Below are 25,704 nucleotides of genomic sequence, written 5' to 3' on the forward strand. Positions count from 1 at the left end.
TTGATGGCACGGGTCGCGATTGTGACGGGTGGTACGCGCGGTATTGGCGAGGCGATCAGCCTGGCGCTGAAAGAGGCGGGCGTGACCGTCGCCGCCAATTATGCGGGCAATGACGAACGCGCTCGTGAATTCTCCGAACGCACCGGGATCAAGGCGTACAAGTGGGACGTCGCCGATTATGACGCGGTCCAGGCGGGCGTCGAGCAGGTCGCCGAGGAACTGGGCCCGGTCGACATCGTCGTCAACAATGCGGGCATCACCCGCGACGGCACGCTGCTGAAGATGACCTACCAGATGTGGAAGGAGGTCATGGACACCAATCTGGGCGGTTGCTTCAACATGGCCAAGGCGGTGTTCCCCGGCATGCGCGAGCGCAAATGGGGCCGCATCGTCAATATCGGTTCGATCAACGGCCAGGCGGGCCAATATGGCCAGGTCAACTATGCCGCCGCCAAGTCGGGCATCCATGGCTTCACCAAGGCGCTGGCGCAGGAAGGTGCGCGCGTCGGCGTGACCGTGAACGCGATCGCGCCGGGCTATATCGACACCGACATGGTCGCCGCGGTCCCCGCCGACGTGCTGGAGAAGATCGTCGCCAAGATCCCGGTCGGCCGACTGGGCCAGGCGCATGAGATCGCGCGCGGCGTCGCCTTCCTGTGTTCGGACGAGTCGGGCTTCGTCACCGGCTCGACCCTGTCGATCAACGGCGGCCAGCACATGTATTGATGCAAGAACGCCGACCTCCACGGGGGAGATCGGCGTTCCGTCCTCGATACGCTACGCGAGGAAAACCGGGGCGGGTGGGGCGGATACAGGCCCCGCCCGCCCGAACTGTGTTAGCGGCAATAGCCCGGACGGCCCGACCGCTCGATCGCGCGGCCCGCCAGCGCGCCCGCACCGCCGCCGATCAGCGTGCCCAGCGTGCGGTCGCCATCGGTGTCGATCGTCCGGCCCAGCAGGCCGCCCGCGACCGCACCGACGATGGTGCCGGTGGTGCCGGAACGGCGGCACTTGCGCGCCTGATATTCGGCGCGCGCGCCATCCTCATAACCCCGGTCGTAGCGATCGGCATGATAGGCCCGGCGATAGCGGTGCGCATCCGCGGCGGTCGCGGGCAGGACAGCACCGCCGAGCATCGCCAGCGTGGTCGCCGCCAGGGTCAGGGTCTTCATCATGATATCACTCCCGATATTTCGTTTCGATCGACGGTCCCGTCCGCCGTTGATCCGCTTCTGGACGATTCGGCTTGAGCCTTTCCTGAATGCCGCGGTTATCCGCCGTTCATCCGCGCCGGCCTGTGCCGATCCGATCGGGCGGCCGCGTTTTTGGCGCTGTCGTGTTGCGGCGCGGCGCGTATGAGGCACCATGCGTATCCTCCTGTCCTGCCTGTTGCTGCTGGCCTGTATCCCCGGATGGTCGGGTGAGGCCCGGCTGGGCCTGCTGGAGCAGCCGGGACAAATGGACGTGCGCCGCGTCGCGCTCGACCCGCATGATCCGTCGCGCCGGACGCTGGGCGCGCTGACCTATCTAGGCGGTGTGGCGCTGACCAGCCGCGATCCGGCCTTTGGCGGATTCTCGTCGCTGACGGTGACGGGGGACCGCTTCACCCTGCTCAGCGACGGCGGCAATGTCGTGCAGTTCGCGATGGGCGGGGACTGGCGTCCGCACGGCATCCACTTCGCCAACCTGCCCGCGGGGCCGGGGATCGGGTGGCAGAAATGGGACCGCGACAGCGAATCGATGGCGGTCGATCCGCGCACCGGCGCCCTATGGGTGGGGTTCGAGCGCTATAACCAGATCTGGCGCTATGCCCCCGGCTTCGCGCGCGCGGAGGGATTCGTCGCGCCGCGCGCCATGAAGCGCTGGCCGATCAATGGCGGCCCCGAGTCGCTGGCGCGGATGCCCGACGGGCGATTCGTCACCATTTCGGAAGAGGCCAAGATTCGCCGCACGCTGTGGCGCGGCGGCGAGGCGTCGCGCAAGACCACGCGGCAGGGGCTGATCTTCGCGGGCGATCCGTTGCGCCACCGCCCGCGCCTGTTCGCCTATCGCGTGTCGCCCGATTACGACGTGGCGGACGCCGCCGCCTTGCCCGATGGCGCGCTGATCGTGGTCGAGCGGCGGTTCCGGCTGCCGTTCCGCTTCTCGAATCGGATCATGCTGGTCCCGGCGGAGCGAATCGCGCCGGGGCGGGTGGTGCGGGGGCATCTGCTCGCCGAACTCGACGCGCCGCTGATCCACGACAATTTCGAAGGGGTCGCGGTGACGCAGGAGGGCGAGGCGACGATCCTGTGGCTGGTGTCGGACGACAACCAGTTGCCGATCGAGCGCAGCTATCTGCTGAAATTCCGGCTGGACCGACGCTGAGCGGACGATTCGTGAACGTGATTCGCGAGGCCTTCGACATCGCGTCGGCCAAACGGCGGTTTGGAATGGGCCAGGCGAATCGCGGACACGGATGCTGACACCCGTTCAGCCTGAGCGAAGTCGAAGGCCATGCCCCAGGGCCGATCGGCATTCCATGATGCCTTATCCTTCCTTCGGCCCTCGCAGAGGGGAGAGGGTTGCGCAGACTTGGCCTTTGCAAAAGCAAAGGCTTAGTCGGAGCTGGGTGAGGGGTGGGCGCTCGCTTGGCGAGCGCGCGAGCCTTTGGGCTCGCTCAACCCCTCACCCAAGCTGCGCTAGCCAGCAGGCTGGCAAGCTTCGCTAACCCTCTCCCCTATCCAGGGGAGAGGGAAGAAAAAGCAATACTGAATGTCGATCCGCCCTAGGAAGCGGCGACGGCCTGTACGCGCAAACGCGGGAAAACCTGCTCCAGCGGCTTGGTGTCGGGCAGGATATAGACATAGCCGCCCTTCTTCTGGAATTGCGGGCGCAACTGGCGGACGTAAAAGGTCTTGGGTACGTTGATACAGCCAAAGGTGATGCGATTGTCCTCCGGTGTCGGCGACAGCATCCGCTCGCGCCGCTTTTCCTTGGCGCCCGCATCCGACGGGATCGGATGGAGCGCGACCGAGGTCGCATAATCGACCCACAGGACGCGCTGGCCCGCCACCGGCAGTCCGAACCTGGCGAGGAATCGCCCGGCGGGGGTCGTCTTCTCGGCGGGGCCCAGATCGGCGAGCTTCTTGCCGCCGACGCCGGGGCTGGCCTCGTCCCCGGTCGCGATGCCGATCAGCACCGGCACCGAAGCGAGCAACTTGCCCTTCGCATCGAACAGGAACATCGCCGCCTGCGCCTTGTCGACCACCGCCCAGGGCAGCCCGCGATTGTCGCCCGATGCGGCGACCCAGGCCATGACCCGCGTCGCGCCGTCGGACGGCAGGATGACCGGATCGGCGGGAGCGGCCTTGGCAGGCTTTGGCGGATGCGCGGCGCCCGCCGGGACGGGGGTGATCATCATCAGCGCGGCCAGGGCGCGCAGGGTCGGCCTCATCGGTGCGGCATACTCGAAAAAGATCGGCCTCCCCATAAGGAAGGCCGACCGAGGAACGGGGACAGGGTGGATCGGGGACTCGACACCGCCCCCAGGTTCATCAATGGCGCGGTCGGCGTGCGGGCTTCTGCTCCTGCACGGTCAACCGCTGTTCGACGCCATCGACGCGGCCATTCAGCTGATCCAGCCGCTGACCGTTATTCTGGGCCTGCCCGGCGGCGGCCTGGGCCTCCGCAAGCGCCGACTTGGCGGTGCCGTCGGTTTCCTGCAGCTTGGCCTCCAGCGTATCGACGCGCTGGCTTACCGGCGCGATCTGTTCGCGAACGAAGGACTTGGTCGCACAGCCGCCAAGGCTGACCGCACCGGCCAGCACCACAACCGCCACTAGGGATTTCGACGCGAAAGCAGACATCACATTTCTTCCAGTCATTAACCAACTGGAACAATCAAGCCGTGTCGTGTTCGACTTGCAATCCGTCATCTGTTCGACTGTGCCTGTTCTTCGCCCAGCCGATTATTGCCCACCGCATATCGTGGACTTGGGGCGTTCCGTCGCACGTCCAGTGCGAGAGGGATCACTTCTTGCGCTTCGCCTTGGCCGACGGAGCGAAGGGATCGACGGGAATATCATCGGCCCGAACATCGGGCCTGTCCGCTCCCTTGGCCTGCGCGCGCTGCTCCGCGACGCAGCGGCGCAGCGCGGCGATGGCGGCGCCGCTGCCGGCCAGGTCCAGCCGCTCGACCGGCACCTCGCCGCGCGTGATCTCCAGCAGCCGGGACGTCGCGAAATAGGTCGGGAATTGCGGCTCGAAGCTGGTGACGAACCCCTGCTTGCCGTCCGACGCGATCCCGACCGCGAAATGCTTGGGATAGCTGCCGCCCGACAGACGGAAATCGAGCTTCAACTCCGCCTTGGGCTTGATAGACCAATGCGCGTTCAACACCGACAACCGGTTCGCCCCGTCCGGGTCGAGCCCCAGCAACAGGGTCGTCCCACCGGTGCGGTCATAGCTGCGCGTGATGAAACACCCCTCGCCATCCTTCCCGACCGCGACGGTCCATCCGGCAACCTCCCGCGTCGACGGCTCGCGGGCATGTGCGGGGATACCGACCATGTTGGCCGTCACAAGCACCGCCATCGTCAAGATGGACTGAGACACCGAGCGACGGGAGGAAAAGGGTGCAACCATAGCAGTCGTCATTACCAACCGGCGCGATCTGCCGCAAACCAAGCGATCGGCTCACGCAACGCTGTTGCGGCTGGTATTTCCCGCCCTCGCCGTGCCGATCTACCCGGATGCATCGGATGCCCCAGAGGCGGAGGTGGTGGCCAGCGCGGCGTCGCTGGTGGCGTATGCCATAAACGCGAACGCCGCCCGTTAGGGCGGCGTGTGGTGATGGTTGCGGGGGCAGGATTTGACCGCTGCAGAACCCGGTTTTCAATTTTGAGTGCCGCATCGGATCATTGCCAGGGTACATACCTTCCCATTCATGCATCTAGGTGTTCAGTCCCGGCATCTGGTGGATCGGGTTGACGATGAACCGGTCTGGCTCTGACGTCCAGATCTTGGCGATGTATTCGTAGGGCGTGAGCCCGCTGAGCGTCTTGAGCCGGCGGGCGAAGTTGTAGGCGGCCATGAAGTCGGCGAGGTGTGTTCGCAACTGGTCGTGGCTCTCGTAGTGGAAGCGTTTGACGGTCGCCTCCTTGATGGTGCGGTTCATCCGTTCGACCTGTCCGTTGGCCCAGGGATGGTTCGGCTTCGTCAGACGGTGCTCGATGTCGTTTGCCTCGCAGATCATGTCGAAGCGCATCTGGCGCGACCAGGCGGTGTTCCGGTTGCGGGGCTGCTCGGCGAACTGGCTGCCGTTGTCCGTCAGAATGGTGTGGATGCGGTACGGCACGGCTTTCAGCAGGTACTCGAGGAACTCCCACGCCGTGCGCCTGTCAGCCTTATCGACCCGCTGCGTGACCGCGAATTTGCTGGTGCGATCGATGCCGACGAACAGGTACAGCTTGCCTTCGGCGGTCTGCACCTCTGCAATGTCTATGTGGAAGAAGCCGGTCGGGTAGCACTTGAAGCGCTGCCGCTTCGGTTTGTCGCCTTCGATGTCCGGCAGGCGGGAGATCCCATGCCGCTGGAGCATCGGTGCAGCGCTGAGCGCGTCAGGTGCGGGAGCGACGGTTGCAGGGCGTAGAGGCAGTCCCCCGCCTCCGCGGGGGCAGGCCAGCGGCAGCAGCGTGTGCCGCCGGAACGCCACAACCATTGCCTCCGCCGCCTCGGACAGGGTTGAATGCGTTCGTCCATGATGTTGCGAACATAGGCGCTAATCATGAAGTTAGCCTTCTGTTCAGAAAACCGGGACCACCTCTGTATGACCCTCGCCGCATCGATCACGTCCGCAGCGAGATATCCCGGTGGCAGGTTGGTCGTCCACCTATTTCCTTCGCTGCTGTCTGGTACCCGACCGACAGGCTAATCAGCGTAGTGATGACCAGACCGCTGGCGACGTTGAGTGATGCGGTTAATGCAAACCCCTCATTTTTGCCGTTTTGACAAGGCCGAAGCAGTTGGAATCGTGTCGACGTATCGGTCCCAATGGTCTAGCAGTTCGTTCACGACAGGCGCGCCTACGCGATAGTTGGCTTCATACGCTGCGATTTGACCCAGCCCTTCGTCGCTGACGCTGGCGACGGCGGACTTGCCGGGTGGGGGCATCGAGGGATTGCTACCCGTGCGAAGCACCATCACGCGCGCGGGATCGACCAGCTTCAGCTTTGCGCCGAGTTCGATCGCGCCCGCCAATGTCTGGCTTTCCATGTTGGTCATGGCGAACACGCCTTTGCCATGCGTCCACAACTTGACCCAGTCGCGTGCCCATTGCGTCCGGCCGGATCCGTGCCAGTAGCGCCGCGACCCGAGTGTCTCACCCATCAGCACGAACGGAGGCCTCTGCGCATTGGGAAAGCCCTTCCAAGCTGCGCGCGCTTTCTGGAGGGCCGGGGTATCCGGAATCGTGATCGAGCGTGTTCGTTCAAAGGCCCAGCGGGCAAGGCCTTGATTCAGTTCGATCGCCATGCCCAGCCCGGCCGTGTCGTCACTGCCACCGAAGCTATTGCCGTTGTCCGGCAAGGCATTGGGCGCCGTCGCCCCTATCGCGAACAGTCCGTAGGGCCAGGACTTCGGAACCTCACGGTCGTCGAATTCGCGCAGCGTGTCGCCCTGCACGACCCAGCGTGCCCACGCCGCGCTGCCGACCGAGGCAAGCTGCGGATCAACGCCCGATATCCCGGTGAACAGCCAGTAGGTCTTCGAAAAATCGAACCGCGGATCCATCAGCAGTCCGATCAACTGCTGCCCGGCATCGCCGAACAAGGTTCCGGTGCCGCCCCAGACCATCCCGTACAGCCCGCGCGCATTGCGGCGCAGCGGGTGGACGCCACCGGGCAACGCGATGACGTCGTCGAGCTTCTCCCGTTCGGCCCACAGCTGGAATTCCCCCGGGATGTCGCCGGTGTCCTCCCCCGGTTCGAAATTGGCGATCACGATCACCTTGACCGGGATGCGCTTCGTGACGGGAAGCGGTGGCACCGTAGGTTCTTGAGCGGCGGCGACGGGGGAGGCGGTGAGCACGAGCAGTACGGCGGCAAGGATCGATTGCATCGTCATCTCCCGATTTAAAAGTCTATCCGCGCGCCGACCCGCAGGCCCCAGACCGAAAAGCGCGCCTGGTTGGTTTCCACCGGTGCCGTGAACGCGGAATAGCGATACTGCGCACAGGCGTTGGCGCCGCTGGCGACACAGGCAACACTGACGATTGGCGAATTTGTCGCCACCGTGCGGTACGATCCCCAGTTGTGATCGATCAGGTTGAGCACGTTTTCAAGGTCCGCGAACAGTTTGAACTTCGCTGGCACGAATGGGATAGGCATTTCCTGATCCACGTGCAGATCGACCTTGAACCACGTCGGTGCACGCATGCTGTTCTTGGCGATGACCCCCTTGGTCAGCCCGTTGGCAACGGCATATGCATGCAGCGAGTCATAGGTCGCCGAATTGTCGTACACGACCAGCGGATCCGCAGTCGCGCTGGACAGATCCGGCACGTACAGCAGCGCTCGCGTTGCGGTGTTCGTCGTTCCAAACACCACCGAACGGCTGTTGACGGATGCCGGATCGCGCATCGTCAGACTATAGGGATTGCCTGAGCGTCGTTCACCATACAAACTGAACCGGGTATTATTGTCACCGAAGAACGCATGATTGAAGTCGAGATTGAACTTTAGGCTGCCGCGGATTTCATATTGGCTTGTGCCGTAGGCGGATCCGTTCGAATCGACCGCAGCACTTGCGCTGTAGAGTTCCGACGCCAGCGAGCCATTGAGCGGCGCAAGTTCGGTGATATCCTGGAAGGTGTAGCTGGCACCTAGTCCCAAGCTCTTCCCGAAGCGTTTGTCGATGCGGGCGACGGCCACCAGCGAATGGCCCCGGTCAGTGTTTGTCAGCCGGAAATCACTGTTAACCGTCGCGGTCGAATAGCGTGGGCGACCGTCTGGGGTCGTGCCGATTACTACCGAACGTAAGTCGGTGTAGATCGGCGCGTCCTTTACGAAGCCATAGTATATGTCGCCGCCGATGCGCCAGCCATCGCCGAGGAAGCCGAGGTTGGCAATATAATCACCCGAGAGGCTGGTTTTCCACGTCGAGGCAGGCCGATAGTTCGCGGCCATCGATGCGGTGCCCGCATTGGCCAGGCTGGCGGTGTTCGTCCGTAGATAGTCGAGCACGGCGGGAGTGAACGTACGTCCGTTGACGCCGTCCAATGCCGCTGAACACAGTGCCGCAGCGACGTTACAACTGCCGTTCGCAAGCCGTTGGATGGTTATAGAATTGCTGACGACCCCGGTATCGGTAAAACTGCGCCCGATCAGCACGTCGGGTGTGCCGCCCTGAAAGAGCCCACCGCCAGCGCGTAGCGTTAGCCGGTCACTCGCTCGCCATGTCGCCCCGATGCGAGGTTGCGGCACAAACTTGCCCTTGAAGGTGCTGGTATTGGTGAAGCCGTACCGCGCTTGGAAGAAGTTACTGTCCGCCGGTCGGTCCGACATATCGTACAGGTCGGCTCGGACGCCATAAGTGACGTTCAGCCGGTTGCTAACGTCCCAGCTGTCCTGCAGACCATAGGTGATTTGATTGTAGGAAAAGTTGCCGTACGCATCGGCGTTGTTGCCCGACACGGCCCCCGCCAACACCAGCGAGCTTGCCCGGCCGCTGCGCAAATCCGCGATAGAGTCGAAGTAATATGTCCCCAGCGAGTTGGCAATAAACTGGTTTACGATGTCGTTTCGGTTATAGGCAAAGTTTAACTTTACCGAATGCGCGGCAAATTCGCCCCGCAGTGTAACATCCGCCCCATAATTCTTAGTACGGACTATGTTGGTCTGGTTGAAACGGGCAGTGCCTACTACCAAGCTGGCGTTATCGGCAACGCCAGTCGTCCCGGATACGCAGTTTATCGGATTTCCAACCGATGACGGATCAAGGCAGGTCGTTAGTTGCGCAAATCCTGCTTCGCCGGCTGGCAACCTCGGCGCATCATAGCTTCGGTAATTGACGCGGATTTCGGAGTGGAAATTGTCGGACCAATCTGAATTAAGCTGTGCAATTGCCGCATCTGACTCTTGCGGGACTTTCGTTGCGTTGCTTGCCAGTGCCAGCGAGGGCTGGCTGACGGATACCGAACCGCCCCCCGCGCTCACATTTGTGTTCGAATTATGAATATACGTAAGCGCCAGACGCTGCCCATCGACGATATTCCAATCGATTTTAGCCGTATATTTCTCGTCCGTCTCGCGGACCGATCCAAGCACCCCCATTGCGTCGTATTTATAGTTGGATGACAGGATCGAACTGACCGTGTCGATCTGCGATTGCGCAAGGCTGGGCACGACGTTTGGCGCGCCCGCCAGCCCGAAAGTCGCCGGGGTGGTCTCGCTTAACCGTTCATAGGCTAATGCGAAGAACAATTTGTCCTCGAAAACTGGTCCAGACAGAAACCCGCCGTAGCTCCGGCTACTAAAATCGAGGGCGAGCGGGATTGCTCGCGTGCTGTTCCCGGTAAGGCCGTCGTTGGTGTAGGTGAAGAAGCCGTCACCGTGGAACTTGTTGCCTCCCGAGCGCAGAACGACGTTGATGGCGCCACCCTGAAAATCGCCCTCGGCAACGTCGTATGGCGCTACCTTGACCGATAATTGCTCGATCGCATCGAGCGGTACGGGACCGCGTGCGGTCGGCAGGCCGCCGGTGTTGAGGCCCAGCGTGTCACTGAAGCGCTGGCCGTCGACCGAAAATTTGTTGGTGCGTGCATTCGCTCCGGCGATGCTGATGCCGTTGTTGGTTGGGTCGATCGTCGCAAAGGGATCGCGCTTGGCAATGTCGCGAATGTCGCGTTTGACCGACGCAACGCCAGCGATCGCGGTGCGATCAAAGACTGAAATCGGGCCAGTTGACAATTGTGTCGCCTCGCCACGTTTGCTGCCTGTAACGACGATGTCGGCCCCGTCGCCAGGCTGGCTCAACTCGATAGGCAGACGCAGTGGCTGACCGGCGGTCAGGCTGATCCCGGTAATTTCGATCGGAGCATGTCCCGCTACCTCCACACGGACGGTGAACGGGCCACCCGGGCGCAGGCCAGTCGCGGCGAAAGTACCCGAAGCGTCCGTCCGGCTAGTCGCAGTGGTGCCCGACGGCACGTGGACGATGGTGATATCAGCATCGGCGATGGCCATGCCGCCATCCGTCACTATTCCCCGGATCGCGGATGTCGTCTCCTGCGCGTGGATCGCCGTAGCGGAACACAACGCCATAGCAAACAGGCCGGAACGATGAAGAACACGCATGACGAAGCCCCCTTTGACGGCAATGGATTGCATTGATCAGACGCGGAAAGAGCGTTCATTACCCTGCGTCGGATTTTCAGCGGTGCGCGGCTATGGGAGCCGATCTGCGTCGCTATCCCGGCCGTTCAATTAAGGAAGACCACGGGAAAAACAAAACGCAATGATTATCACAGATCGTTGCAAAAATGAGCGCAGCCCACGATCGTCCGCGAGTTTAGCATTACAGATGCGTTCTTGATCGTGTTCTGACTCAATGTGTCACCATGGCGAGGAGGTCGTGGTGACGGGAGCATCGATCGAGACAACGCTGGAGTTTTGGGCATCACCGCTGCGTAAGGTGAAGGCGCGGATGCAGTCCCTGTTCAGCCAAGCGTTCTGCTCCCAGCCAGTATGGCCCTTACAAGACGCTGTACAATCGATGGAAACGCTGGGGCAAGGCCGGTGTGTTTACGCGAATGATGGAAGGTTTAGCGGCAGCTGGCGCTGGGCCGAAAACGGTCATGATCGACGCAACCTACCTGAAGGCGCACCGCACGGCATTGAGCCTGTGGGTTGAAAAGGGGATCTCGGCCGACTGATCGGCCGCACCAAAGGCGGCATGAACACCAAGCTCCACGCCATCGCCGATGTGAACGGGCGCCGCTTGAGCTTCTTCATGACCGCTGGCCAGGTCAGCGACTATACCGGCGCGGCAGCCCTGCTCGATGACATGCCAAGCGCGCAGTGGCTGCTCGGCGACCGCGGCTACGACGCCGACTGGTTCAGGGGCGCACTCTATGCCAAGGGCATCCAGGCCTGCATTCCAGGCCGCAAGTCCCGCAACGAGCCAGTCCGGTACGACAAGCGCCGCTACCGGCGCGCAGGCGCATCAAGATCACGGTCGGTCGCCTCAAGGACTGGTGCCGCGTCGCCACACACTATGACCGCTGCCCAACCGTCTTCTTCTCCGCCATTGCCCTCGCTGCCACCGTCATCTGCTGGCTGTGATCAACGAGTCCTGACCCTGACGATTATGTATCGTTGATGCACGCCTGGATTTTGTCTTCCTATCACCACCCCATGGCCATTGCGCGGATCTCGTGGGTGAAAAATGCAGAAAGCGAGAAGGCGTTGGCCGAACTCGTGCAGCTGCTCGCCCGGCAGCTGGCGGCGGAACGCCGCCACACCGCGTCCTCCGCGCGGCCCCCAACAGAAAAGGCTTCATCCTCATGACAATTTCCGGCCAACGTCGCGTCGCATTGTACGGCAGACATTCGACCGCCCTACAAGCGGCCACATCGCCCGACGATCAGGTTGCGGCGTGTGCGCCGCTCGTCAATTTCCTTGGTGGCAGGGTCGTAGCGACCTGGCTCGATCCAGAGATTTCAGGCTATCGGCGCGACTGCCCTGGGCTGAGAGCGTTGCTTTCAGCCGTCGAGGCGGGTGACCTCGTCGTGCACATGCGCGGTGCGCTGTCCTGCCCCATGTCAATCACGACTCGCCGTGATCTGGTCCCGGGAGGCCACGCATGAGCCGTGATCGCTCCGCTACCGCAACCTCACTGCCGCCGCTCGCGCATAACGGCCGCCTCGCGCAGCTCGCCGCCGAACGCTTTCCCGTCACGGTTGCACCGATGAGTAAGGGAAAACGCGCTGAATACTGGCTCGGCGAGTACGTCAATGCGCGCCGCGAGCTACCCCATCTCAGGCCCAGCGAGTTGCTCGCGCTCATTGCGGAAGAGGACGAGGCGGCGTGCGGCGCGACCTTCACCCGCACCATCAAGCGACTAGCACAGCCCCATCTGGGCGACAACACGAGGTCCACCCCCTCGCCTACCCGCGCACCACGCCGCAAAGTGCCCGCGCCCGTGCCGTCCGTCACCTCCCCCCATCTTCTTGGAAACATTGAGACTACCGCGCCCTCGCCATCCCGCAGCGATGATAACGACAACGTGACGGAGGCCGACCTGTTCGCACGCATGCAGGGCCTGCGCGCCACCCCACCAGTAAGGCACGAGGCATGAGCAACGCTCCCACGAGGCTGCGCCAGCACGCCGACCGGCCGATGCTTCTGGCCAGCGGTAGCAAGGCCGGTGGCAGCGCCAAGACGAGCGTGCTGCTCGCGACCACCTCGTTGGCACTGCTCGCCGGCTTGCGCGTCGGCATCATCGACGCCGACGCTACTGGCACGAGCGCGATTTCGCACCGCATCCAGCGTCCTGACGTGCCGGTCATCCCACTTGTCGACGGGACGCCGGTGTCGGCGCTCCTCGATCAGTTGGTGGAGTGCGACCTCATCCTGTTCGATGTCGGTGCCAACGAGTTGACGAGCGAGCGGACGTTCATACCGCTCATGAAGCTGGTGGCTCGCCTCGGAAGTCGTGCTGGCAATGCGGCAATGCTGGTGTCACAGATTCCCAACAAGGCCAACATCGTCGATGACATGGCAAGAGCGGCCGACCAACTCGGTGACCTGCTCAACATCCACATCGTTCGGCAGAACGTGGACGGCACGGCTGACTTTAATGACCTGCCACCAACGCTCGCCATGCTGCCTCGTCACGAAGTTCCCCATCTGGCGCCGACGGTGCTGAACATGTCGTTCGCTTGCAATCAGTTGCCTGCCGATTTCATTCGCAACGACGTTCCCGGTTATCAGCGACTGCGTGGGATGTGGGCAGCACATTTGCTGCACCTCGCGATGTCCGGCGACTTTGCCAAATGGCTTGGTCTCGAGGCTGGATTGCCCCTCCTGAAGCAAGTTGCACTGCTGGCACCACGCCGTGCGCTGCCCGCCAAGGTTATAGCATCCCGACTAACCGACGAGGTCATTGATGGCTGGGCGACTGTCCTCGATCTCCATGACCGGCTCGACGACAACGATGATAACGCCACCCTCGGGGCCGCAACACGGCGCTATCTCATCGCGCGCAAGTACGTCGACAGGCTGCTCGAACGATGACGCTCCATAGCCGCGGGGCATTGTATCCAACCCGGTGTCCGGTAGATGACCAGTTGCCGACATCGTCATTGGCATTGCTCGTGTCCCGGCCACACGTTCGTGTCCTGCAGCGTCAGCACAACCCGGGTGACCAGAGGGGCAGCACGGAAGTGGGGGGTAGAGAGGGCAGGATGGGCCCGGTAAACCGGGCCATGCGGGTGTTCCGCGCTCCGCTTGTCACACCCTCGGCAGCCGGAGGCTGCGATGGGCGTCGATGAACCAACGCCGGACCGCGGATCGCAAGCGATTTCGACCAAGCTCGACGCAGCGCAGCTCGCGCAGTTCGAACTGGCAGTCGCAGCCTCGGGGCTAAGCCGTGCGGCCTTCATCCGCGCGGCGGTGCTACGCCAGGGGGTCGTGCTGCGCCCCTACGAGCCGCTCATGGCACAAAGCCTCGCCACGCTGGCGGCATGCCGTACCGCGGTGAAGAACGGCAAGGTGGTGGACCATGCGCTCGTTCGCCACCTTGAGGCGCTGATCGAAGCGCTCCATCTGCTAGCAAGGACGGAGCTGCGATGATTGTCGTCGCAATCAGCCACCGCAATCGCCAGCAGCGCCGCGCCACAGCGCGCGCCCTCAAGAAGCAGGTGGAGCATACCACCGTGGCACAGGTGCGCGCGCATTTCATCGCGCTCTCTGACTATCTGCGCGATGCCGACCCAGCCACGCTGGAGGTTCTCGGCCTTGCCGACCACGCCGACCATGCGCTGCTCGGCTATGTCACCGACCAGGCGCATGGTGGCGAGAAGGTCGACCTCATCGGCTACCGCAACGTCACCCCGCAATTCGAACGCGCGCAGATCGAGATGCTGGCACAGATCACGCGTGCCGGCGGCACTGACCCTATCGAGCACTACGTCATCAGCTGGGGTGAGAACGAACACCCGACGCCGGAACAGGTCGACGAAGCGGTCACGCTGCTCATGCGTGTCCTGAACTTGGAAGAGCATCAGGCGATCTACGCCGCCCATAGCAATACCCGACACTATCATGTGCATGTCGCGGCCAACCGCGTGCATCCGGAGACCGGCACGGTCGTCGCGGCAGGCGACGGCTGGCAGCTCAACGCCGCCGGTCAGGCGGCAGCCTTGATAGAACACCAGCAGGGCTGGGAGGCCGAAAAGGGCGCGCAGTACCGGGTCGATGTCGACGGCGTGCGCCACATCGATAGCGGTCGGCTGGTCCGCCATGTGGATGGCAGCGCCACCGGGGTGCACCCGCCCGACCGCCGCACCTTGGATAAGGCTGTCGACAAAAGGGTATCGCGCGGCGCGCGCGGCTATGAGGCGCGCACCGGGCGCATGTCCTTCGAGCGCATCGCGATGACGATTGCTGCCCCGATCATCGCGCGTGCCCGCTCATGGGACGAGCTTCACGAGAAGCTCGGCAAGGAAGGGCTCGGCTACGCACGCTCCGGTACCAACGGCGCGCGGATCACGATGGGCGAGCGCGCGATCTCGGCGAGCATCGCCGCCCGCGGCGCGGCGCTGACGCAGCTTGTGCAGGCTGATCGGCTTGGCCCATTCAGCGCGGGCAGTCCCGATCAGATCGTCATGCATAAACCTCGCTACATGCCGGGGCAGGAACGTCGTCCCGGCTATGAGGCAGCGCGCGATGCGCACGCAGGCGCAGTGACCGCCGCACGCGAACAGCTCGGCGCGCAACGTACGCAGGCACGTGCGACGATCATCGCGTGGCGGCGGGCCATCGCTGCCCAGATCAACGCCAGCGATTGGCGCGGGCGCCGGGACCAGCTGAACGCCACGCGCAAGCTATTTGGCATGCACTTCGCAGGGATCGAACGGGATCTGATGGCGGCGACCGCGCCGGCCGTGGCCGCACTCGATGCCGCCGCGCGCTTTCCGTCTTACGACGCCTGGTGCGCCGGCGCGAGCGCTCCTTCTGTCCCGAAGGCACTCGACCTTACGGTGCCGATGGTAGTCGCGTCCTCCGGGGACCATGCCGCTACGGGCGTTCCGGTCGCCGGCTATGAGTGGCACCGTGACGATGGGGCCTGCATCTACCGCCGCATCAATCAGCCGGGACCAGCGTTCACTGACCATGGGCCAACTGTAGCGATCCACACGCTCCGGCGTGCCGATGTGGTCGCGGCGCTCAAGCTAGCGCAACGAAAATGGGGAACGGTCGAGCTGATCGCAGGAAGTGAAGCATTCCTGCGCATGGCGGTCGAGGTCGCGGACGAAGAGAAGATAAAACTCACCGGCAAACTCGCAGCGCGCATCCGACAAGGGATCGCGCAGGATGCTGCAAGATTCACCTCGCCCGCGCTCCCGTTACCTGCGCCCACAAGCGAAACGGCGCCGGTATCGCCTAGTGCGGTGTCGTTGCCGGCATTGACAAAGCTGTCCCAACCCCACTCACCCGCCTCCCCGACCCTTGACGAGATGCGCGGTGGACATTCGGCGGTCGATGCATGGCTGGATGAATGGCGGCGTGATCCAAAGGCAATGGCAAAGCTGAGGCCGTTGGCCGCGAAGGCGTTCGCCGATCCGAAGGCGCGCAACCTGCTTAATCAATGGGTCGCTGAGGGAATGCCGGCCGCAATGCGATTGCAGCAGCAAGCAGGCGATCACGCGCGAATGCTGGCGGCACAGGTGCAGACACCCAGTCGGGGATTGCAATTGCAGTAATCAGCACAACAGCGTGGCGTCGCCGACGAACTCGGTGCTTCGCCGCCCCAAGTGGCGCTGGCCTGGCTGTCGGCGCAGGGCGATGTCATCGTCATCCCCAAGGCAGCGAGCAGCGCGCAGTGCGGGATAACCGGGCGGCGGCCGACCTGACGCTAGATGCGGATGCCCTCACTCACCCCGATGAGCTATAGCCGCGCGCCAGGGGACGCGTGCCCTTGGAGATGCTCTAGCTGAAGCGGTACACGCCGCCCGCTTCCGCCGCGACGAAGCGGTCCGGGGCGATGCGCGCCGCGTCCAGCGCTGTCGCCAGTTCCGCGACCGGCGCTTCACGGGCCTCGTCGGTCAGCTGGAAGGTCCCCCAATGAATGCCCAGCGCACGTCCTGCCCCCACGTCTGTGAAGATCCGCACGGCCTCGGCTGGATCGACATGCTGTGCGGCCATGAACCATCGCGGCGCATAGGCTCCGATCGGGATGAGCGCGACATCGGGCGCACCCAACCTCCCGCGCACCTCGCCGAAGATGCGTCCATCGCCATAGCCGGTGTCGCCGACGAACCAGATCGTCCCGGAAGGCGTGTCCAGATAATGCCCGCTCCACAGCGTCATGCGCGTGTCGCTCGGCCAGCGGTTCGACCAGTGGTTGGCCGGTGTTAGTGTCGTCGCGGTGCCGTTGCCGAGGTCAAGCCGGCTCCACCAGTCGCCGATCTGGCATCGCGCGGCCGGTACCGCCGCCCGGACGATCGCATCGTTGCCGAGCGGCATCGCCATCAGCGGGTCGTGTGCGGCGTGGAGGCGCCGCAGCGTGTCGACATCGAGATGATCGTAATGCGCGTGGCTCAGCAGCACGACATCGATCGGGGGGAGGTCGTCGAACGCGATCCCCGGTGCGGTCACCCGCTTCGGCCCGACGCGGCGGAATGGACTGGCACGCTCCGACCAGACCGGATCGGTGAGGATGTTCACCCCTGCCGCCTGGATCAGCAGCGAAGCATGACCCACCATCGTCACGCACAGGCCATCGACGCGCGCCTCAGGCTTGGCGGGCGTCACCAGCACCGACTTCGGCCATTTGGCAGCAGCCCCCGCAAGCTTCCAGCGCAGGATGGCGCGCAAGCCTCGATCGGTGCTGGGCTGGCCCGGATTGAAGAAGCGCGTACCGTCGAAGTGATCGCTCGGCGGACCGTCATAATAGCGGTTGCGGGCCATGGTCAGGCAACGCTCATCAGCTGCGAGGGATAGGCGGTCAGCAAGCTGAGCGCTTCCTCCACCGGGGCGGTCAGCCAGCGTTCCTGATCTTCGGCCAGCAGGATGACCGGCATCGCCTTGGGGTGCTTGGGCGCGACCAGCGGATTGGGCTCGGTCGTGCAGAAGGCATAGACCCGGTCATGATCCTGATCGACCTTCCATAGCCCGGCGAAGCAGGGCACCGCCTGATCCTCGACGGTGAACCACCAGTTGGTGTCGCCTGGCGCCTTCCGATCGGATGCTGCCTTGGGTTCAGAGAAGCGGGTAAAGGGCACGAGACAGCGATGCTCGGCCTTCATCAGCCAAGGCTTCCACATGTTGCTCTGCATGTTCCGGGCGTTGGTCCACCAGTCGTAGAGGAAGGGCAGTTCCCCCTCGCGCGCTGGCCGCTTGCGCGGTTTGCGGGTCGGGAAGCCCCAGCGCATCGTGCTGAGCACCCGTCGGCCCTCCTCGACGCGAACGACATAGCCGGGTTTGCCGGGCGCCGCGTAATCCTTCTCGACCTCCAGCGTGTTGTTCGCATCGTCGACCGCAGCAAGCGCGTCGAAATAGGTCCGGGGATCGACCTTGATATTGTAAAGATTACACATTCGCTCGTTCGATCACGACCGGTAGCGCGAGACAAGCTTCTTCCACGTCGCGGAGTCCGGATAGGGCAGAGCGGCACCAGTGGGCTGGTCCCGGCCGATCACCATATGGGGACGCTGGGTGCGTCCTTCCGCCTGGCATGCCGAGCAACATAGCCGTCGACCAACCACCCCCAGCGTGCCGTCCCAACCTCGCCGGTGAAACATCCACCAGAGCGCAACGGCATCGAAGACGCGCACGTGACCGCATTTTGGACAGGTGAGGCGCAGCGTGCGCTTGTGCAGGGCACACTCCTCCAACGTGCGCAGACGCCGCCCGATATGATCGTGATCGGCCCCTGCCCTGCCCTCTTGGCTGCCCCTTTTACGGCCCTCATCTGCCACGGCCCTGTCCCGTTCCGATTATCGATCCGCTTCCGCAACGCCTTGACCCGCTTGCGGAATCAACGGAACATATAAAGAACATATGAGTCGCAACAATGATGTCTTCCACCGCCCCACCCCTCGAAACACTGGCACGCCTACGGAATGCCATAGGCGCTGTGCGCAGCGGTGAGGGTGCAGTCCTGCCTTTCGGCATCGAGGCGATAGACAAGCGATTGACGGGCGGCGGCCTTGCGCTCGGCGGTCTGCACGAGACGTCTTCGGCGACACCGACCCTTACAGATGATGCAGCTGCCACGCTGTTCGCGGTCGGGATTGCCGCGCGCGCAGCAGCGCTGAGCGGCCGCCGGGTGCTCTGGGCGCTCACCCGGTTCGACCTCTATGCGCCGGGTCTCGAACAGGCCGGGCTCAGCCCTGCAACGCTGTTCTTCGCCGAGGTACGTGAAGACAAGGACGTTCTGGCCGTCATGGAGGATGGCTTGCGTCATGGCGGGCTTGCAGCGGTCGTCGGCGAGGTAAAGCGCGCCGACATGGTTGCGACCCGGCGACTGCAGCTGGCGGCAATGACGGGAAATACCCCTGCCCTGCTCTCGCGTCGCTGGCGCCGACAGGGCACCTGCCCACTGACCGAGCTGTCGGCGGCCATGACACGGTGGCGGATCGCCTGCGCGCCTTCCGCGCCGCTCCTCGCCCCCGGGGTCGGCCGCGCGCGCTGGATGGTCGAGCTGGCACGCCAGCGCGGTGGCCCGGGCTTCACGATGGACTTGGAGGCATGCGATGACACGGGTCGCCTCGCTCTACCTGCCGCATCTCGCGATCGAGCGAATGCGACGGCTGGAGCGGCCGCGCGCGCTGCCTGAACCAAGGCCCGCGCCTATGCTTCCCATCGACGACGACCCCGGTGCCTGCTCGGTGCCGCGGGGCGGCGGCTGGCGTCCCGGTGCGCGCTGGGCGCAAGGCGCTGCGCGTGCAACGGTGGAGAAGCAGGTAGCGGCACTGCCGCTGCACCAGCGACCGCCGATGCGCGAGCTGGGTCGTCGGTCTGAGGCGGCGGACCATCCGTTCAGACACCCCAGCGCACCGGGTCAGCACAAGGCAGTATCAGGGCCAGCACCCGCGTTGAACCTCGTGCCGATGGTATTGGCTGAGCAGATCGGACAGCGACAGGTGATCTCCGCCGCTTGCCCGGCGGCGATGACGCTCGGACTGACCCCGGGCATGGCGGTGACGCAGGCGCGGGCGCTAATCCCGGATCTCGACATCCGCCCCGCCGACCGGGCGGCAGATATGGCGTTGCTGGCGGATCTGGCGCTGCATGCCGTGCGCCATTGGACACCGACCGCCGCGGTCAGCGGATCGGACGGGCTGTGGCTGGACCTGAGCGGCGTCGCGCATCTGCACGGGGGCGAGACCCGCTTCTGCCAACGACTGGTCGGGTTCTGCCGACGCTTCGGCCTGACCGCACGAGTCACGGTCGCCTCCACGCCGGGCGCAGCTCATGCGCTCGCCCGTTTCGGTCGCGATGCCATCCTGCTGGTTCCCGGCGGACAAGAGGCACAGGCGCTGGCTCCCTTACCTCCTGCCGCACTCCGCCTACCCCCGGAGGCAACAGCGGCGGCGAACCGGTTTGGGCTCGACCGGATCGCCGATCTCCTGCCGCTGCCACGCGGGCCGCTCGCCCGGCGGCTAGGCATGGCGAGTGTCCGCCGCCTCGACGAGGCACTGGGGCGTGTCCCCGAACCGATCGTGCCGGTCGTGCCCGAGGAGACGCCGGTCGCAAAGCGCCGGCTGCTCGAGCCGATCGGCACCGCCGAGGCGATTGAGCAAGTGATCGCCGACCTGCTCGCCGACATGATGCTGCTGTTGCAGGCGCGCGGGCGCGGTGTGCGCACATTGGTGCTGCTGCTCGACCGGATCGACGGCAGCGAGCAGCGGCTCGCGATCGGCACCGCGCGCGCGACCCGCGATGTCGTGCATCTCGCCCGCCTCTTCCACCTGCGCATCGAGCGGATCGATCCGGGTGACGGGATAGAGACGATGCGCCTCGCCGCGACGCGGACCGATCCGCTGGGTGCTACCGCGGTGGCGGGTGACCTGACCGGCGAGGCGGCGGTGCCCGACGTCGCGACGCTTGTCGACCAGATCGCCGGCCGGGTCGGCGAGGCGGCGCTGTTCACCGCCGCGCCAGTCGAGAGCGACGTGCCCGAACGCGCGGTACGCCGCGCGCCGCCGCTCGCCGCGCCGACTGGCTGGCCGGCCTGGCGCCGGCCGGTACGGCTGCTCAGCCGGCCCGAGCCGCTGACCGGCGTGCTCGCCCTCCTCCCCGACGCACCGCCGCGCCGCTTCACCTGGCGCGGGCAGGTCCATGCGGTGGTGGCCGGAGATGGTCCGGAGCGCATTCACGGCGAATGGTGGCGGCGCGACGGCGAGGTCTGGGCGGTGCGCGACTATTTTCGGGTCGAGGACGACACCGGCGCACGCTTCTGGCTGTTCCGCCGCGGCGACGGGGTCGATGCCGCAACCGGTGATCTCAGCTGGTACCTCCACGGGCTATTCGGCTGATGGCTGCCCCCACCACGACCTATGTCGAGCTTCAGGTGACGAGCCATTTCTCGTTCCTGCGCGGCGCCTCCAGCCCCGACGAACTCTTCGCCGCAGCCGCGCTGCAAGGCCACACCGCGCTCGGAATCGTCGACCGGGGCAGTGTCGCCGGACTGGTGCGCGGGTGGGAGGCGCAGAAGGCCACTGCCGTGCGGATGATCGCAGGCGCGCGCGTCGATCTCGACGATGGGCGGGCGCTGCTGCTCTATCCAACCGACAAGAACGCCTGGTCGCGGCTCACCCGGCTACTGACGCTGGGCAAGTCGCGCGCGGGCAAGGGCGGCTGCACGCTCGGTTGGGCGGATGTGGTTGCCTGGAATGAGGGGTTGATTGCGATCCTGCTCCCGCACGAGGCCGACAAGATGACGGACCGCCATCTTGTCGATCTGCACAAGACATTCGGCGGGCGCGGCTATCTCGGCCTTGCCTTCCGGCGGCGGCCCGACGACGCGCTTCGCCTGCACCAGCTATCGATGCAGGCGGCGGCTGCAGGGGTCGCGACCGTCGCCATCGGCGACATCCTGTACCATGCTCCGCAAGCGCGTCTGTTGCAGGACGTGGTCACCGCGATCCGCGAGAAATGCACCGTCGACACGCTCGGCTATGCCCGTGAGCGTCATGCCGATCGCCACCTCAAGTCGCCTGAGGAAATGGAGCGTCGCTTCGCCGCCTTCCCAGATGCGATCGCGGCCACCGCCGCGATCGCGCGCGCCTGCACCTTCGACCTCGGCGAACTCAGCTACCAATATCCGCAGGAGCGCGTGGTAGAAGGACTGACCGCGCAAGGCGCACTCGAACGGCTGACCGAGACGGCGGCGGCACGGATGTTCCCCGAGGGCCTGCCGCAAGCCTATCGCGACCAGATCGCACACGAGCTCAGGCTGATCGGCGAGCTGGGCTACGCTCCGTACTTCCTCACGGTGAACAGCATCGTCGCGGAGAGCCGCAGGCGCGGTATCCTCTGTCAGGGGCGCGGGTCCGCCGCCAACAGCTGCGTCTGCTTTGTGCTCGGCATCACCAGCATCGACCCGATCAAGCATGAGCTGCTGTTCGAGCGCTTCGTCTCCGGAGAACGCCGCGAACCGCCCGACATCGACGTCGATTTCGAGCATGAACGGCGCGAGGAGATCATCCAGTGGATCTATGACACCTATGGGCGCAACCATGCCGCACTAACCGCGGTCGTCACCCGCTACCGCGCCCGCGGAGCGGTGCGTGAGGTCGGCAAGGCGCTGGGCCTGCCCGAGGATTTGACCAAGGCGCTTGCCGGCCTCATCTGGGGCTGGAGCCAGGAGGGCGTCGGCGAGAAACAGGTTACCCAGCTCGGCCTCAACATGGATGACCGGCGGCTGCGCCTGGCGCTAGAGCTGTCGCGCCAGCTGATCGGCGTACCGCGCCACCTGTCACAACATCCCGGCGGCTTCGTCCTCACCCATGACCGGCTTGACGATCTCGTCCCCATCGAGCCCGCCGCGATGGTCGACCGGCAGGTCATCGAATGGGACAAGGACGATATCGATGCGCTGAAGTTCATGAAAGTCGATGTGCTGGGCTTGGGCATGCTCGGCTGCATGAACCGCGCCTTCAACCTGCTGGAGGAAGCCAAGGGCGTGGCGGTCGGCATGGCCGACCTGCAGGACGACGATGCGAACGTCTATGCGATGATCCAGAAGGCCGACACGCTCGGCACCTTCCAGATCGAGTCCCGCGCGCAGATGAGCATGCTGCCGCGCATGAAGCCGGCGCGTTTCTACGACCTCGTCATCGAGGTCGCGATCGTGCGACCGGGGCCGATCCAGGGCGACATGGTCCATCCGTACCTCCGCCGCCGCGAGGGGCGCGAGAAGCCCGACTATCCCCGTCCGGAATTGCGCGCGGTCTTGGAGAAGACATTGGGCGTGCCGCTGTTCCAGGAACAGGCGATGAAGGTCGCGATCGTCGGTGCAGGCTTCACCGCGGTCGAGGCCGACCAGCTCCGCCGCGCCATGGCGACGTTCAAGTTCACCGGCGGGGTCAGCCACTTCTACGACAAGCTGGTCGAGGGCATGGTGTCGCGCGGCTACCCCCGCGACTTCGCCGAACGGACCTTCAAGCAGATCGAGGGCTTCGGCTCCTACGGTTTCCCCGAGAGCCACGCCGCCAGCTTCGCCAAGATCGCCTATGCCAGTTGCTGGATGAAGCATCATCATCCCGACGTGTTTTGCGCGGCGCTGCTCAACGCCCAGCCGATGGGCTTCTACGCGCCCGCCCAGGTCGTCCGCGACGCGCGCGAGCACGGCGTCGAGGTACGGCCGGCCTGCGTCAACGCCAGCCGCTGGGACTGTACGCTGGAACCGACCCGTGGCCGCTATCTCGCCGTGCGGCTCGGACTATGCCAGGTGCGCGGCCTTGCCAATGCGCATGGTGCGGCGATCGTCGCGGCGCGGGGAGACGCCTCTTTCCAGTCGGTCGAAGAGGTGTGGCGGCGTGCGGGCGTGCCCCGTGCAGCGATCGAGCGACTGGCCGAAGCGGATGCCTTCCATGCGCTGGGCGAGGATCGCCGTCAGGGGTTATGGAAGGTGAAGGGCCTGGGTGAGACCCCCCTCCCACTGTTCGCCGCCGCCGATGCGCGCGAAGCCTCGTTCAGCCCGGAGGGGCTGGAGCCAGACGTGTCGCTCCGCCCGCTGACCGAGGGCCGCGAGGTGGTGGAGGATTACCGCGCGCTGCAATTGTCGCTGCGCGCCCACCCCCTAGCCTTCCTGCGCCAGGACCTCACCCGCCGCGGCATCGTCCGCTGCGCCGACCTCGCCCACATCAAGGACGGCCGCCATGTCGAGGTGGCGGGGATCATCCTCGTCCGCCAGAAGCCCGGCAGCGCCAAGGGCGTGCTATTCATCACCATCGAGGACGAGACCGGCATCGCCAACGGCATCCTCTGGCCCGATCGGTTCGAGGCGCAGCGCCGGACCGTCATGTCGGCCGCAATGATCGGGATGAAGGGCCGGGTGCAGCGCGAGGGGCTAGTCATCCACGTCATCTGCGACCGGATCATCGACTATGGCCGACTGCTCGCCCAAGTCGGACAGATGGACTTCCCCCATGCGACCGGCCGGGGAGACGGTGCGCGCCATGCCGGGTCGCCCGACCGGGGCGATGCCGGCTGGCGACCGGGCCCGCGCGACAGCTACTGGCCACCGCACGCCAATGGCCAAGACCCCGAACAGGTGGTGCGGATCAAGTCCCGCGACTTTCATTGATCGGCCATGTCGCGCCATCAGCGGATCATCATAGACTTGTCGCTCCACATCCTGCGCGGGGCCGCCGCGCGGTCGGGCAAGGGCAAGGTCGACACAATCGAGGTGCGGCTCGCGCTTCGCTGCCTGATCGCACATTGCCCGGAGCGCTGGCCGCTCGATATGTTCTGGAACTCGGCCGGCACCGATCACGATATCGGTCGCGCGCAGGGATGCACCGCAGCGCTGAACGGCATTATCCGGCAGATCGGGAGCGATCCTCGCTAGGCGCTTGTCCAGCGCACCGAAGCCAGCACGCTGGACTGCCCCCAGCCAGCCAGCCATTCTCGCATAGGCCGAGCATGGAACGTGGCGATTATCGGCTCGGAACGGGCGTGTGTAACCTCACATCGTGATGTACCACTTGCCGTCGACTTTTCGTACCTTGCCGGTGTCGGTCTGCGTCGACCCGTCGCCAAAGCGGGTGACGGTGGTCACCAGTGCGTGATCCGCATCCGTTTGGTCGACCTTCTCGACCTCGACAGACGTCACGCCGCCCCGCTTCTGCGCATTCGCGGCCTTGCCTTGCAGCATCGGCGTGATGAAAATTCCGGCGGTCGCCTTGATCTCCGGATCAATGCGTTCGAGCGCCTCGGCGGTCTGACCGCGCCCGGCTGCCTCCATCGCGGCACGGGCAGCGTCACCCGGTCCCTGGCCGCAGGCGGTCAGTGCGAGAAGTGCGGCGGCTGCGAACAGCGGACGAATATGCATTCTCCTCCATGATGATCTGCAGCACGCTCTCGGCAACGCTGCGCAGGAAATCGCCGTCGCCGGTCTTCGCCATCAGCTCGGCAAGCGGTAGTCTGTCATCGGTCATCGGGAATTCCTCGGGTCAGGTTGAAGTCTGGAAACTCCACCATATCCGATGCGCCCGGTGGCCACCGTGACGCCGACGCCGGGATGGGGCCTCGGCCCCACCCCGGCACACACCGTCATCTACACCGGGAAATTACACCACGATCGTGGACGCTAACGAGCGAGACGAGACGAGGCGAGTGGCGACCGGACTTTTCGGAGCCGAACGACCTTCGCGCCGCGCGCGTCGATCTCGCCAGACCAACCATCGAGCTGCTTCGCCGCGCGCTGGGGCTAAAGATGCGTCAGGCGAGACCCATAATCGGTCATTGGGTGCGCCTCACCAGCTTCTCGTATCTGCCATTCGTGCATATTGGAATCAGCGCATCGTACGCTGTCGCTCTGGTTGGACGAACGCCCGGCGTGGCAGGAAAGAGGACGGTCGGCTTCCGGGCGCCGATCGTCAGAGGCAGACGTTCTTTCATGCGGGAGAGGAAGGGGCTCGAGTGCGTGCAAGTAGTGACGTGACCCCGGTCTTTCATCCAGCTGCAACCAGAGACCGACCGGTGTTGTCGCGCATGAGCGCTGGTGAAGCAACGGGCGGGGTTAACCCCGCCCGTTGCTGTTCGAGCCCGGCAGCGAAGGCTGCCGGAGTGGCGTAGCCGAGCGACGAGTGCGGCCGCTCGGTATTGTAGTCGTCGACCCAGCGCGCCAGGATCGAGCGGGCCTGGCCGATGGTGAAGAACAGCGTCTCGTTCAGGGGAGTGTCAGGAATTTCGTGTGCGGGCGGGCGGATGAACATTACGCCGCCATGGCCCGGATGAAACGCTCGCCGAAGATGACGGCGAACTGAGC

23 protein-coding genes and 2 pseudogenes are annotated in these 25,704 nt (G+C 64.8%); 13 read left to right on the forward strand and 12 right to left on the reverse strand.

The window, feature by feature from the left end; genetic code table 11:
* Positions 1-3 precede the first annotated feature (3 nt).
* Positions 4-726, forward strand: a complete 723-nt coding sequence (gene phbB, locus ABIC44_RS07770) for an acetoacetyl-CoA reductase (RefSeq protein WP_354294683.1) — start codon at positions 4-6, stop codon at positions 724-726.
* 110 nt (positions 727-836) lie between these two features.
* On the opposite strand, the gene ABIC44_RS07775 is transcribed toward phbB, so the two are convergent.
* Positions 837-1,175 (reverse strand): glycine zipper 2TM domain-containing protein, encoded by a 339-nt coding sequence (locus ABIC44_RS07775; protein ID WP_307102199.1) that lies wholly within the window; start codon positions 1,173-1,175, stop codon positions 837-839.
* Between the two features lie 190 nt (positions 1,176-1,365).
* Between ABIC44_RS07775 and ABIC44_RS07780 the strand changes: the two genes are divergently transcribed.
* A complete protein-coding gene (locus tag ABIC44_RS07780) occupies positions 1,366-2,367 on the forward strand; it encodes an esterase-like activity of phytase family protein (protein ID WP_354294684.1) in 1,002 nt (333 codons plus the stop codon).
* 400 nt (positions 2,368-2,767) lie between these two features.
* Here ABIC44_RS07780 and ABIC44_RS07785 read toward each other — a convergent pair whose 3' ends face one another.
* The 6 genes and pseudogenes from ABIC44_RS07785 to ABIC44_RS07810 all read right to left on the reverse strand — a co-directional run bounded on the left by ABIC44_RS07785 (position 2,768) and on the right by ABIC44_RS07810 (position 10,334).
* Positions 2,768-3,436, reverse strand: coding sequence for a hypothetical protein (locus tag ABIC44_RS07785; protein ID WP_354294685.1), 669 nt, complete (start codon positions 3,434-3,436; stop codon positions 2,768-2,770).
* 100 nt (positions 3,437-3,536) lie between these two features.
* On the reverse strand, positions 3,537-3,848 hold the full coding sequence (locus ABIC44_RS07790; RefSeq protein ID WP_307101393.1) for a hypothetical protein: 312 nt from the start codon (positions 3,846-3,848) through the stop codon (positions 3,537-3,539).
* Positions 3,849-4,011: 163 nt separating this feature from the next.
* Positions 4,012-4,563 carry a hypothetical protein gene (locus ABIC44_RS07795; protein ID WP_354294687.1) on the reverse strand — a complete coding sequence of 184 codons (552 nt, stop codon included), beginning with the start codon at positions 4,561-4,563 and terminating at the stop codon, positions 4,012-4,014.
* 370 nt (positions 4,564-4,933) lie between these two features.
* A pseudogene (locus ABIC44_RS07800) lies at positions 4,934-5,728 on the reverse strand (IS481 family transposase); the annotation flags it as partial.
* Between the two features lie 245 nt (positions 5,729-5,973).
* Complete coding sequence (locus tag ABIC44_RS07805; protein WP_354294689.1) at positions 5,974-7,098, reverse strand: purine nucleoside permease; 1,125 nt, start codon at positions 7,096-7,098, stop codon at positions 5,974-5,976.
* A 14-nt stretch (positions 7,099-7,112) separates the two neighbouring features.
* Positions 7,113-10,334, reverse strand: a complete 3,222-nt coding sequence (locus ABIC44_RS07810; RefSeq protein WP_354294690.1) for a TonB-dependent receptor — start codon at positions 10,332-10,334, stop codon at positions 7,113-7,115.
* Between the two features lie 377 nt (positions 10,335-10,711).
* Here ABIC44_RS07810 and ABIC44_RS07815 point away from each other — a divergent pair.
* From ABIC44_RS07815 to ABIC44_RS07845, 7 genes and pseudogenes are all read left to right on the forward strand, one after another.
* Positions 10,712-11,321 (forward strand): annotated as a pseudogene (locus ABIC44_RS07815) (IS5 family transposase); the annotation flags it as partial.
* 36 nt (positions 11,322-11,357) lie between these two features.
* Complete coding sequence (locus tag ABIC44_RS07820) at positions 11,358-11,546, forward strand: hypothetical protein (protein WP_354294692.1); 189 nt, start codon at positions 11,358-11,360, stop codon at positions 11,544-11,546.
* Positions 11,543-11,845 (forward strand): recombinase family protein, encoded by a 303-nt coding sequence (locus ABIC44_RS07825; protein WP_354294694.1) that lies wholly within the window; start codon positions 11,543-11,545, stop codon positions 11,843-11,845. The genes ABIC44_RS07820 and ABIC44_RS07825 overlap by 4 nt, the downstream gene beginning before the upstream one ends.
* Entirely contained in the window at positions 11,842-12,336 is a 495-nt protein-coding gene (locus tag ABIC44_RS07830) for a hypothetical protein (RefSeq protein ID WP_354294696.1), read from the forward strand. Before ABIC44_RS07825 ends, ABIC44_RS07830 begins: the two co-directional genes overlap by 4 nt.
* Positions 12,333-13,274 (forward strand): hypothetical protein, encoded by a 942-nt coding sequence (locus ABIC44_RS07835; protein WP_354294697.1) that lies wholly within the window; start codon positions 12,333-12,335, stop codon positions 13,272-13,274. Before ABIC44_RS07830 ends, ABIC44_RS07835 begins: the two co-directional genes overlap by 4 nt.
* A 243-nt stretch (positions 13,275-13,517) precedes the next feature.
* Positions 13,518-13,832 (forward strand): hypothetical protein, encoded by a 315-nt coding sequence (locus tag ABIC44_RS07840; protein WP_309697947.1) that lies wholly within the window; start codon positions 13,518-13,520, stop codon positions 13,830-13,832.
* Positions 13,829-15,964 carry a relaxase/mobilization nuclease domain-containing protein gene (locus ABIC44_RS07845; protein ID WP_309697949.1) on the forward strand — a complete coding sequence of 712 codons (2,136 nt, stop codon included), beginning with the start codon at positions 13,829-13,831 and terminating at the stop codon, positions 15,962-15,964. The genes ABIC44_RS07840 and ABIC44_RS07845 overlap by 4 nt, the downstream gene beginning before the upstream one ends.
* A 226-nt stretch (positions 15,965-16,190) precedes the next feature.
* Here ABIC44_RS07845 and ABIC44_RS07850 read toward each other — a convergent pair whose 3' ends face one another.
* Together ABIC44_RS07850 and ABIC44_RS07855 are read right to left on the reverse strand one after the other, a co-directional pair.
* Entirely contained in the window at positions 16,191-17,171 is a 981-nt protein-coding gene (locus ABIC44_RS07850) for an MBL fold metallo-hydrolase (RefSeq protein WP_354294700.1), read from the reverse strand.
* A gap of 2 nt (positions 17,172-17,173) precedes the next feature.
* Positions 17,174-17,800, reverse strand: a complete 627-nt coding sequence (locus ABIC44_RS07855; protein WP_354294701.1) for an SOS response-associated peptidase — start codon at positions 17,798-17,800, stop codon at positions 17,174-17,176.
* A gap of 479 nt (positions 17,801-18,279) precedes the next feature.
* Between ABIC44_RS07855 and ABIC44_RS07860 the strand changes: the two genes are divergently transcribed.
* The 4 genes from ABIC44_RS07860 to ABIC44_RS07875 are packed head-to-tail and all read left to right on the forward strand — an operon-like array spanning position 18,280 to position 24,282.
* Complete coding sequence (locus ABIC44_RS07860) at positions 18,280-19,041, forward strand: ImuA family protein (protein ID WP_502959830.1); 762 nt, start codon at positions 18,280-18,282, stop codon at positions 19,039-19,041.
* Entirely contained in the window at positions 18,959-20,743 is a 1,785-nt protein-coding gene (locus ABIC44_RS07865; protein WP_354294704.1) for a Y-family DNA polymerase, read from the forward strand. The genes ABIC44_RS07860 and ABIC44_RS07865 overlap by 83 nt, the downstream gene beginning before the upstream one ends.
* Positions 20,743-24,018, forward strand: coding sequence for an error-prone DNA polymerase (locus tag ABIC44_RS07870; RefSeq protein WP_354294705.1), 3,276 nt, complete (start codon positions 20,743-20,745; stop codon positions 24,016-24,018). The genes ABIC44_RS07865 and ABIC44_RS07870 overlap by 1 nt, the downstream gene beginning before the upstream one ends.
* A 6-nt stretch (positions 24,019-24,024) precedes the next feature.
* Entirely contained in the window at positions 24,025-24,282 is a 258-nt protein-coding gene (locus ABIC44_RS07875; protein WP_309697963.1) for a hypothetical protein, read from the forward strand.
* Positions 24,283-24,399: 117 nt separating this feature from the next.
* On the opposite strand, the gene ABIC44_RS07880 is transcribed toward ABIC44_RS07875, so the two are convergent.
* The 3 genes from ABIC44_RS07880 to ABIC44_RS19620 all read right to left on the reverse strand — a co-directional run.
* A complete protein-coding gene (locus tag ABIC44_RS07880) occupies positions 24,400-24,765 on the reverse strand; it encodes a DUF4878 domain-containing protein (RefSeq protein WP_354294706.1) in 366 nt (121 codons plus the stop codon).
* Positions 24,695-24,871, reverse strand: a complete 177-nt coding sequence (locus ABIC44_RS07885; RefSeq protein WP_354294717.1) for a hypothetical protein — start codon at positions 24,869-24,871, stop codon at positions 24,695-24,697. The genes ABIC44_RS07880 and ABIC44_RS07885 overlap by 71 nt, the downstream gene beginning before the upstream one ends.
* Before the next feature lie 516 nt (positions 24,872-25,387).
* On the reverse strand, positions 25,388-25,704 hold a 317-nt coding region (locus ABIC44_RS19620; RefSeq protein WP_502959829.1), incomplete at its 5' end, for an integrase core domain-containing protein.

This window comes from Sphingomonas sp. 1185 (assembly GCF_040544655.1).
GTDB lineage: Bacteria > Pseudomonadota > Alphaproteobacteria > Sphingomonadales > Sphingomonadaceae > Sphingomonas.